Origin of the sequence: Pseudoxanthomonas sp. CCNWLY206-1 (genome assembly GCF_039710385.1) — a bacterium.
GTDB lineage: Bacteria > Pseudomonadota > Gammaproteobacteria > Xanthomonadales > Xanthomonadaceae > Pseudoxanthomonas_A.
This window is the reverse complement of sequence record NZ_JBDKXI010000002.1, coordinates 230,050-239,192: the sequence shown is the minus strand read 5'-3', so window position 1 is coordinate 239,192 and position 9,143 is coordinate 230,050. Positions and strand designations below refer to the sequence as shown.

General features: G+C 63.6%; 10 protein-coding genes. 6 read left to right on the top strand and 4 right to left on the bottom strand.

Annotation, left to right across the window (positions count from 1 at the left end; genetic code table 11):
• Positions 1–35: 35 nt before the first annotated feature.
• From AADW18_RS05235 to ftsY, 4 genes are all read right to left on the bottom strand, one after another.
• On the bottom strand, positions 36–305 hold the full coding sequence (locus AADW18_RS05235) for an oxidative damage protection protein (RefSeq protein WP_337342311.1): 270 nt from the start codon (positions 303–305) through the stop codon (positions 36–38).
• Between the two features lie 5 nt (positions 306–310).
• Complete coding sequence (gene mutY / locus AADW18_RS05230; protein WP_337342310.1) at positions 311–1,360, bottom strand: A/G-specific adenine glycosylase; 1,050 nt, start codon at positions 1,358–1,360, stop codon at positions 311–313.
• Positions 1,357–2,676, bottom strand: coding sequence for a hypothetical protein (locus AADW18_RS05225; protein ID WP_337342309.1), 1,320 nt, complete (start codon positions 2,674–2,676; stop codon positions 1,357–1,359). The genes mutY and AADW18_RS05225 overlap by 4 nt, the downstream gene beginning before the upstream one ends.
• A gap of 74 nt (positions 2,677–2,750) precedes the next feature.
• On the bottom strand, positions 2,751–3,848 hold the full coding sequence (gene ftsY / locus AADW18_RS05220; RefSeq protein WP_337342308.1) for a signal recognition particle-docking protein FtsY: 1,098 nt from the start codon (positions 3,846–3,848) through the stop codon (positions 2,751–2,753).
• A 58-nt stretch (positions 3,849–3,906) separates the two neighbouring features.
• Between ftsY and rsmD the strand changes: the two genes are divergently transcribed.
• From rsmD to AADW18_RS05190, 6 genes are all read left to right on the top strand, one after another.
• A complete protein-coding gene (gene rsmD / locus AADW18_RS05215) occupies positions 3,907–4,542 on the top strand; it encodes a 16S rRNA (guanine(966)-N(2))-methyltransferase RsmD (protein WP_337342307.1) in 636 nt (211 codons plus the stop codon).
• Complete coding sequence (coaD, locus tag AADW18_RS05210) at positions 4,542–5,045, top strand: pantetheine-phosphate adenylyltransferase (RefSeq protein ID WP_337342306.1); 504 nt, start codon at positions 4,542–4,544, stop codon at positions 5,043–5,045. Before rsmD ends, coaD begins: the two co-directional genes overlap by 1 nt.
• A 47-nt stretch (positions 5,046–5,092) precedes the next feature.
• On the top strand, positions 5,093–5,587 hold the full coding sequence (locus AADW18_RS05205; protein WP_337342305.1) for a hypothetical protein: 495 nt from the start codon (positions 5,093–5,095) through the stop codon (positions 5,585–5,587).
• Positions 5,588–5,726: 139 nt separating this feature from the next.
• On the top strand, positions 5,727–5,975 hold the full coding sequence (locus AADW18_RS05200) for a YfhL family 4Fe-4S dicluster ferredoxin (RefSeq protein WP_337342304.1): 249 nt from the start codon (positions 5,727–5,729) through the stop codon (positions 5,973–5,975).
• A gap of 64 nt (positions 5,976–6,039) precedes the next feature.
• Positions 6,040–7,761: a gamma-glutamyltransferase gene (gene ggt / locus AADW18_RS05195; protein WP_337342729.1), complete on the top strand. Its 1,722-nt coding sequence runs from the start codon at positions 6,040–6,042 to the stop codon at positions 7,759–7,761.
• Positions 7,762–7,869: 108 nt separating this feature from the next.
• The gene (locus AADW18_RS05190) at positions 7,870–8,760 is read left to right on the top strand and encodes an MBL fold metallo-hydrolase (RefSeq protein ID WP_337342303.1); all 891 of its coding nucleotides are present in this window, start codon (positions 7,870–7,872) and stop codon (positions 8,758–8,760) included.
• Positions 8,761–9,143: the final 383 nt, after the last annotated feature.

Sequence of the window (9,143 nt, the reverse complement as noted above, 5' to 3'; positions counted from 1 at the left end):
CTACAGATGGTAGAACCGGTACGGAAGCAATCGTCCTATTCCTCCGCCACGTAGCCGGCTGGTTTGTCCGCGCCGCCGCCGAACAGGAACTTTTCCATCTCCGCTTCCAGAAACGCCCGGTGCTTGGGATCGCGAGGGGACAGCCGGTTCTCGTTGATCAGCATGGTTTGATGCGCCAGCCAGGCGGCCCAGGCCGGTTTGCCGATGTGCGCATACACCCGTTGGCCGAGCGGACCGGGATAGGGAACGAAATCGAGGCCTTCGGTTTCGCGCTTTTCGTATTCGCAGAAGACAGTTCGCGGCATGGTTTTCAACTTTCCAGGAGTTTGCGGATAGGCGCGGGCAGGCCCAGCGATTTCAGGCCGGCACGGTCGACCCAGCGCAGGTCGTCATTGTCACGCACTACATCGCGTGCGGCGAGCGCCGGCCAGCGCAGTGGGTGCATGCGCAGCTTGTAATGGGAAAACACGTGCGGCAGTTCCGGCAGCGCTTCTCCATGGTCGTAGTCACCATGCAGATGTCGTTGGAACCAATCGCGCGCGGCCTCGTGGTCCGCCGCCTCCGGTAGCGACCACAGCGATGCCCATATGCCGACGGGCGGTCGCCTTTGCAGCAGTATCTGCCCCTGCTCGTTTTCGGCCAGCAGGATTATCGCGGTGCGCTCGGGCAGGGGTTTGCCTGGTTTCGAGGTGGGTAGCTCTTCCACGCGTCCTTCGCGCAACGCGACGCAATCATCCTGCAGTACGCACAACATGCATGCTGGGTCGTGGCGCGTGCACAGGGTGGCGCCGAAATCCATCTGTGCCTGTGTGTAATCAGCCATCCGCGTAGCGGGAAGATGCTGCTCCGCCAACGTCCACATCTGCTTTTCCACCGCGGGCAGGCCGGGCCAGCCACCGATGCCGTGATAGCGGGCCAGCACGCGCTTGACGTTGCCGTCCAGGATGGAAAATCGATCGCCCCACGCCTGCGAAAGGATTGCGCCCGCGGTGCTTCGGCCAATGCCGGGCAGGGCGACGAGCTTATCGAAGTCGCGCGGAAGATCGCCGCCATGCTGCTCAACGCAGATCCGTGCCGCGGCATGCAGATTGCGTGCGCGGGCGTAGTAGCCCAGCCCCGACCACTGCGCCAGCACCTCATCCAGTGATGCCGCCGCCAGCGCCGGTACATCGGGGAAGGCGGCGACGAAACGTTCGAAATAAGGAATGACCGTTTTCACCTGCGTTTGCTGCAGCATGATTTCCGACAGCCAGACGCGGTAAGGCGCACGCGGATGCTGCCACGGCAGGTCATGCCGGCCGGACGTATCGAACCAGCTCAGCAGCCGTGCGGAGAAAGCATCTTGCTGCGCGGAACTCATTGGATTGCGGCTTCGGTAGGAATCGTCGGGTCTTCCATTTCTATTTCCACACCGCGTAGCACTGCCCCGGAAACTTCCAGGTGTGGAGTGGTGAGCCGGCCGCTTAGCGGCGGCAATGGAGTGGAGTTGTCGAATGCGTCAGTCCAGGCCAGCACGTCAAACAAGCGGAAGCGGCCGTCGAAGCGGGTGTCATCGCGCTCCAGACGCAGCGTAGCAATGGCGGACAGATCAACCTTACCCGCATAGCCGAGTGCGAACGGTAGCGGTGCTTGCGATTGACCCAAGGGCGGCGGCAACGCTGGCCAGGCTTGTGGCCATTCGCGCAGTTGACCTTCCAGTGCCAACTGCAACTCCTGGGCCAACGAAAAACCACCGGCCGCATCCAACGTGGGAATCGCGCCTTCGCCACGCAGCGCCAATGCAGCTGGTCGCAAGATCACCGTTCCGGATTCGAATGCCAGTGGTCCGGCAATGCCCAGTGCGAACGGGTGTGATTGATCGCCGGCGATATAACGTGCGCTGGCACCTACACGCAGTGGGTCAATACGCAGCGCGTCTTGCGTGTGCAGCTGGCCGGACAGATGGATGCGTGTGGGCAATCGCCACTCGGCGGTAGCCGGTGCTATTTCACCTACTACGCCTACGCCGCTTGCCTGCCCCAGTTTGTTCAACGTGAGCGCGATATCGAATGGCGCGCGCAGCGTGTCGGTCTGATAGCGCCCTTGCAGTTGCGCGCGCAAAGGTTTGTCGGCGGCCAGCGAAGGTATGGCGCCGTCCAGCGCTTCTATCGTCCAGCTCGCACCGATGACGCGACCGCGCACGATGCGCAGGCCATGGGTCACGGTGGGTATGCGCGTTTCGCCAGGTGGTCGCTTGGATTGCCACGCCTGGAAAGCGGCGATATCGAACACCGGTGCATCCAGTTCCAAGCGTGTCGCGGTCAGGTCGCGGCCGCGGGCGCGCAAAGTGGACCAGGGTACGGAGATCAGGATGCGCTCGGCGGTCAGCACAGGCTTGTTCGAACCTTTTTCCCGCGCGGTGACGTTACGTACGATGAGCTGCGGCGTACCGCGCAAGCGATATTCGCCGATGCCGGTGGCGGTGATCTCAAGCCCTAGTGCATCGCCGGCCAAATCCAGAATGGCGGGAGCGAGGTATTCCGGTCGCAGCAGCCAACGGACTACCAATGCCGCGAGCAACAACAGGACGAAGAAAGCCAGCAGTGCGATCCTCCAGCGCCGGCGTCGGGCGTTTCCCTTCTTCGCGTCGTCGGACGGCGAAAGGGTCTCGGTGGAAGAGGGTTTCTTCTTGGCCACTCAGCCGCTCCCGAGCCTTGGCCTGCTTACACGCCAGAAGCCGTGAGCCGCGATGGCGATGGCTGCGCCGGGCATCAGCTGCCCAGCGTCTCCGGCAGCAGTGCGTCGACGAAAGCTTCGGCGTCGAATACGCGCAGGTCTTCCGAGCGTTCGCCGATGCCAGCGAAGCGGATGGGAATGCCGAATTCGCGCGCCAAAGCGAACACCACGCCGCCCTTGGCAGTACCGTCCAGCTTGGTCACCACCAGACCGGTGACGCCGACCGCGGCATGGAACTGGCGCAGCTGCGATAGCGCATTCTGGCCGGTGGTGCCGTCGATCACCATCAGTACTTCGTGTGGCGCGGAAGTGTCCAGCTTGCCCAGCACGCGACGGATCTTGCCCAGTTCGTTCATCAAGCCGGTCTGGGTGTGCAGGCGTCCGGCGGTGTCCGCGATCAGCACTTCAATGCCGCGGGCCTTGGCAGCCTGCAATGCGTCGAATGCCACCGACGCCGGATCCGCATCCTGGCCCTGGGCGACCACGGGCACGTCGTTGCGCTCGCCCCAGGCCTGCAACTGCGCCACCGCGGCAGCGCGGAAGGTATCGCCAGCGGCCAGCATCAGACTGCGCCCCTCGTCCTTGAAACGGCGCGCCAGCTTGCCGATGGTGGTGGTCTTGCCGACGCCATTGACGCCCACGGTCAGCAGCACGAAAGGGCGGGCGCCGGTATCGATGACGAGCGGTTTGGTGACCGGAGCCAGCATGGCGATCAGTTCGGTGCGCAGTGCGGTCAGCAGCGCCCTGGCATCGGAAAACTCGCGCGCCTTCATGCGCTTGCGCAGGTTTTCGATCAGCGCGGTGGTCGCCGGCACACCGACATCGGCGGTCAGCAGCGCGGTTTCGATTTCGTCCAGCAGGTCGTCGTCTAGCTTTGGATTGCGCGAGAACAGGCTGCCCAGGCCGCGCGCGAACCCGGTGCCACGCAAGCGTTCGCGCCAGCCAGGCTTGCCCGCCGGGGCAGGAGCGGCGGCGGGCGGCGTGGGTGCGGGCGGCGCAGGCGCAGCCGGTTCCACCGCGGCGGAGGGCTGCGGTGGAGCTTCGGGAATGGGGGGTTCCTGCGGCGCTGGCGTCTGCGGGTCGGGCAGGGTCGCGGGCGCGTCAGGCTTCTTGCGTCGGAACCAGCTGACCATGACACAGACAATCGCGGAGAATAGGCGGCATGTTATCACCCGCTTCCCACAAGCTCCGATGAAGCCTGCTCGCGAACCCGCTCGCAAGCCGGCGACGACAGGCAGCATCCGCATCATCGGCGGCCGCTGGCGTGGCACGAAACTGAGCGTGCCCGACAGCCCCGGCCTGCGGCCCAGTAGCGATCGCGTTCGCGAGACCCTGTTCAACTGGCTGATGCCGAAGCTCCCGGGCGCGCGCGTGCTCGATCTGTTCGCCGGCACGGGCGCGCTCGGACTGGAAGCCATGTCGCGTGGTGCGGCTCAGGCGGTGTTGGTGGAGCGCGATCCGGCGCTGGTGCGCAACCTGCGCGAAACCGTGGAGCGGTTGTCGGCGCAACAGAGCGTGCAGGTGGTAGCGCAGGACGCGCTGGCCTGGTTGGGCACAGCTCCCGCAGGCACCTTCGATATCGCCTTCCTGGACCCACCCTTTGCCGAGGGATTGTGGGAAAAGGCACATGCCGCGCTCCTGCCCGCGTTGGCAGGTGGTGCATGGGTGTATGTGGAGGCACCGGCCGATGTCGTGCCGCCTGTCCCCGCCGATTGGGCGCTGCACCGCGAAGGCCGCACCCGCGAGGTGCGTTTTGCCCTGTATCGTGCCCCCGATGGGCACAGCGCTGATACACTCCGCAACGACGTATCGGCGGCTAAGACTTGATGAGCGTGGCACGCACCCGCACTGCGGTTTATCCCGGCACATTCGATCCCATCACGAACGGCCACATCGACCTGATAGACCGCGCAGCGCCGTTGTTCGAGCGTGTAGTGGTCGGCGTGGCCGAAAGCCCGGGCAAAGGACCCGCGCTGCCGCTGGCCCAACGAGTGGAACTGGCCCGCGATGCGCTGGCCCATCACCCGCATGTCGAGGTGCGCGGGTTCGACCGGCTGCTGGCGCATTTCGTCAAGGACGTGGGCGGCGGCGTACTGCTGCGCGGCTTGCGAGCGGTTTCGGACTTCGAATACGAATTCCAACTGGCCAGCATGAACCGCCATCTGATTCCCGAGGTGGAGACCTTGTTTCTCACACCCGCCGAGCAATACGGCTTTATCTCTTCTTCGCTGGTGCGCGAAATCGCGCGCCTGGGCGGTGATGTATCCGGCTTCGTGCCGCCGGGGGTTGCCGCCGCGTTGCAAGCGCAGTGGCGGCAGGGCGCGAATTGAGTTTGGCAAGATCATTCTTACAACGATTTCACAGGAGGGGAAAACCCATGAAAAACATCGCAACACGAATTTTGCTGATCGCGTGCCTGGTCGTGCCGTTTGCCGCCTGCAAGAAGCAGGAAGAGGCGAAAGTCGACGCGGAGCCGGCTGCCCTGGTGGTTCCGGGCAAGGACGATGACGCCGGCTGGCGCACCTATCTGTCGGAAGTGGTGACCCGCAACATGGGCAACATCACCAATACTCCGTTCCTGTACTACCTGCCGCCGGAATCCGATCCGGAGTTCGAAGCCAAGTACGAGCGTTCCGCGGAACAGGCCAAGAACGCCATCGCCCGCGGCATTGTCGGCGGCAACATGCTGGCCTTCGGCTCGCCGGCGTCTACGCGCATGGCGGACATGGCCGTGGCCTCGTTCCAGGGCGTGGAACCGGGCACCATGAAAGGCGTGCGCGTGTTGTTCATCGGCAGTGCTGCCGACGGCGAGCGCGTGAAAGCCGCGGTTGAACCGGCCGGTGTCGAATACGTTTTTGTCGAAGCCAAGTGACCCTTCCGCGCGCGGCCGCCATTGGCGGCCGCGCCTTTGCGGAAGGGTCATCCCCGCGCAGGCGGGGATCCAGCGGCTTTCCTCGAAGTCTGAAACGAAAGTCATTGGGTCCATGCCCACGCAGGGATAACGAAGAAAAATGTCCCTCAAAATCAACGAACTCTGCGTCAACTGCGACGTCTGCGAGCCGGCCTGCCCCAACCAGGCCATCGCCATGGGCGAAACGATCTACGTGATCGATCCGGCGCGTTGTACCGAATGCGTGGGCCATCATGACGAGCCTCAATGCGTGGTCGTCTGCCCGGTCGAATGCATCGACCCCGATCCGGCGTATCCTGAAAGCCAGGACGATTTGCTGGCGAAGCTGCGCCGGCTGCAGGCCGAATAAAGCGGCTTCTGTACTCGTCGCAAACCTAGGAGAGTCCGTGAAACTACGCAGAATTTTCGCCGTCCTGCTGACGGTCGCTTTCGTTCCTGCCGTATTGGCCGCCGATGTCGGCCAAGCTTCGCGTTCCCAGCATCCCTCCGGCACCGCCATCGCCAGCGCGCACAAGCTGGCCACGGAAGCGGGTTTCGAAATCATCCAGGCTGGCGGCAATGCATTCGATGCCGCAGTGGCCGTATCGGCCACATTGTCCGTGGTCGAACCGATCAGCTCCGGCCTGGGCGGCGGCGGTTTCTTCCTGCTGCACGACGCCAAGAGCGGCAAGGACGTGTTCGTCGATGCGCGCGAAACCGCGCCTAAAGCAGCGACGCCCGACCGTTACCTGGATGCGAAGGGCGAATTCAACCGCGATCGTGCCGAGAACGGACCCTGGGCTGCCGGCATTCCCGGTTTGCCCGCTGGCCTGGTGCACGTGGCGCAGAATTACGGCAAGTTGCCGCTCAAGACTTCCCTGGCGCCGGCAATACGGATCGCACGCGAAGGCTTTCCGGTCTATGGCCGACTGGCGCGCGGCTACGGCGCCCGTCGCGAAGTGATGGAACGCTACAAAGGTACGCGCGCGGTATTCCTGGCTGATGGCGATCCACCAAAAGAAGGCGAACTGCTGAAGCAGCCCGATCTGGCGCGCACGCTGGAGCGTTTGGCTGAGAAGGGTTTCGACGGTTTCTATCGCGGCGAAGTTGCCAAGAAACTAGTGGCCGGCGTGAAGGCCGAAGGCGGTCGTTGGGACGCCGATGAGCTGGCCGGCTATCGCGTGCGCGAGCGCGAGCCGCTCCGTTTCGCCTACAACGAATGGCAGATCACCACCGCGCCACCGCCTTCGTCGGGCGGCGTGGCGTTGGCGCAGATGTTGCAGATCCTGGATGCCTGGGACCTGGCCAAACTCGACGATGCCCATCGCACGCATCTGACCGTGGAAGCCATGCGCCGCGCTTTCCGCGACCGCACCTTCTATCTGGGCGACCCGGATTTCGTAAAAATCCCCATGAAAACGCTGGCTAGCCGCGATTACGCCGCTGGCTTGCGCGCCACCATCCATCCGCAGAAGGCGACGCCCAGCGATCTGTTGTCCGGCGAACCCACGCCGTTGGAAGACGACGAGACCACGCATTTCTCGATCATCGATGCCGAAGGCAATCGGGTAGCCGCAACGCAAACGGTGAACCTGTTGTTCGGTTCCGGGCTGATCGCGCCGGGCACCGGCGTGTTGCTGAACAACGAAATGGATGATTTCGCGCTCAAGCCGGGTACCCCGAATGCCTTCGGCGTGATGGGCTACGACGCCAACGCGCCGCAACCGGGCAAGCGAATGCTCAGTTCGATGACGCCCAGTTTCATGGAATCGCCGGATCGAGTCGCCGTGCTGGGCACGCCCGGCGGTAGCCGCATCATCACCATGGTGCTGCTGGGCATCCTGGGTTACGACGCAGGCCTGGGGCCGCAAGAGGTCGCCGCGTTGCCGCGGTTCCATCACCAGTGGATGCCGGATGCGATTTCGGCTGAGACCGGCACGTTCACGCCCGAGGTCGCAAGCGCATTGCGTGCGATGGGCCACCAACTGAACCTGCCGGAAGACAAGGTTTCCGGCCGTGCTTCCAGCCATGTCTGGGGCAATCTGCAGACGGTGATGTGGGACAAGCGTACTGGCGCGCTCAGCGGTGGTGCCGATCCTCGCAATCCCGTGGGTGAGGCCAGGGTGGTGGAGCAGGCGCCTGCCGCTTCGCCTTGAGCTGAAGGGCTGAATAGACGCCCCAGGTAGGAGCGGCGGGACGCCGCTTCTACACAGCACGGTCGCAGTTTTCATGTCCGCCGACCCTCGCGGCGGTAGAATCGGCGCATGAAACTCTGGTCGATACGCGGTAACTCCCAAAAGCTCGACGGTGGTGCGATGTTCGGCAACGCGCCCCGGGCGATGTGGTCCAAATGGCTGGCGCCTGACGAACAGAATCGTGTGCCGCTGGCTTGTCGCGCACTGCTGGCCAGTCCGTTGAATGGCAAGACGGTGCTGTTCGAAACCGGTATCGGCGCTTTCTTCGAACCCAAGTTGCGCGAACGCTATGGAGTCCAGGAATCAGAGCACGTTCTGCTGGATTCACTGAAGAAAGCCGGCTTTGATCACCAGGACATCGATGTGGTGGTGCTGAGCCATCTGCATTTCGACCATGCCGGCGGTCTGCTGGCACAGTGGTCGGAAGGAAAGCCGCCGGAGCTGCTGTTTCCTAACGCCACCTACGTAGTCGGTGCCGAACACTGGCGGCGCGCTTTGCAGCCACACCCGCGTGATCGCGCCAGCTTCATTCCGGAATTGCAGGAATTGTTGCAGGCCAGCGGCCGATTGGAATTGGTGGAAGGCGAGTACTCGAAAGCGCTGGGCGAGACAGTCCGTTTCCGTATCAGCAACGGCCATACGCCAGGTCTGATGCTGGCAGAAATCGTGGGGCCCGAAAGCATTGATGGCGAAGCGCATGGCGGCGTTGTGTTCTGCGCCGACCTGATTCCCGGCCGCCCGTGGGTGCATGTGCCCATCACCATGGGATACGACCGCAACGCCGAATTGCTGATCGACGAAAAGCGCGCATTCCTGGAAGACAAACTGGCGCGCAACGTGCACCTGTTCTTCACCCACGACCCCGAATGCGCGCTGGCGCAAGTCGTGCGCGACGACAAAGGAAAATTCGGCACCGCCCACGAAGTCGCCGAACTGACCGCCAGATCATTGGCCGCATAGGGCGCACGCAGCCAATCGTAGAGCGGAGCTTGCTCCGCTGCTCTTCAGCCAGATGCCCGTTGGCCTGGTCGAAGCCGAGCAAGTTCGGCTCTACATCAAACGCCGGCGTCGCTTCTCGTAGAGGGGAGCTTGCTCCGCTGCTCTTCGTCCAGATGTCGTTGGGCTGATCGTAGCCGAGCAAGCTCGGCTCTACATCAAACGTCCGGCATCGCTTCTCGTAGAGCGGAGCTTGCTCCGCTGCTCTTCGGCCAGATGTCGTTGGGCTGGTCGAAGCCGAGCAAGCTCGGCTCTACATCAAACGTCCGACGTCGCTTCTCGTAGAGGGGAGCTTGCTCCGCTGCTCTTCGTCCAGATGTCGTTGGGCTGATCGTAGCCGAGCAAGC

What these genes read in the sequence shown, in the direction of transcription:
- coaD (WP_337342306.1), top strand. Translation starts at nt 4,542, where the DNA reads ATGAGCGTGGCACGCACCCGCACTGCGGTTTATCCCGGCACATTCGAT.
- AADW18_RS05205 (WP_337342305.1), top strand. Translation starts at nt 5,093, where the DNA reads ATGAAAAACATCGCAACACGAATTTTGCTGATCGCGTGCCTGGTCGTG.
- mutY (WP_337342310.1), bottom strand. Translation starts at nt 1,360, where the DNA reads ATGAGTTCCGCGCAGCAAGATGCTTTCTCCGCACGGCTGCTGAGCTGG.
- ftsY (WP_337342308.1), bottom strand. Translation starts at nt 3,848, where the DNA reads ATGGTCAGCTGGTTCCGACGCAAGAAGCCTGACGCGCCCGCGACCCTG.
- AADW18_RS05190 (WP_337342303.1), top strand. Translation starts at nt 7,870, where the DNA reads ATGAAACTCTGGTCGATACGCGGTAACTCCCAAAAGCTCGACGGTGGT.
- rsmD (WP_337342307.1), top strand. Translation starts at nt 3,907, where the DNA reads ATGAAGCCTGCTCGCGAACCCGCTCGCAAGCCGGCGACGACAGGCAGC.
- AADW18_RS05200 (WP_337342304.1), top strand. Translation starts at nt 5,727, where the DNA reads ATGTCCCTCAAAATCAACGAACTCTGCGTCAACTGCGACGTCTGCGAG.
- AADW18_RS05235 (WP_337342311.1), bottom strand. Translation starts at nt 305, where the DNA reads ATGCCGCGAACTGTCTTCTGCGAATACGAAAAGCGCGAAACCGAAGGC.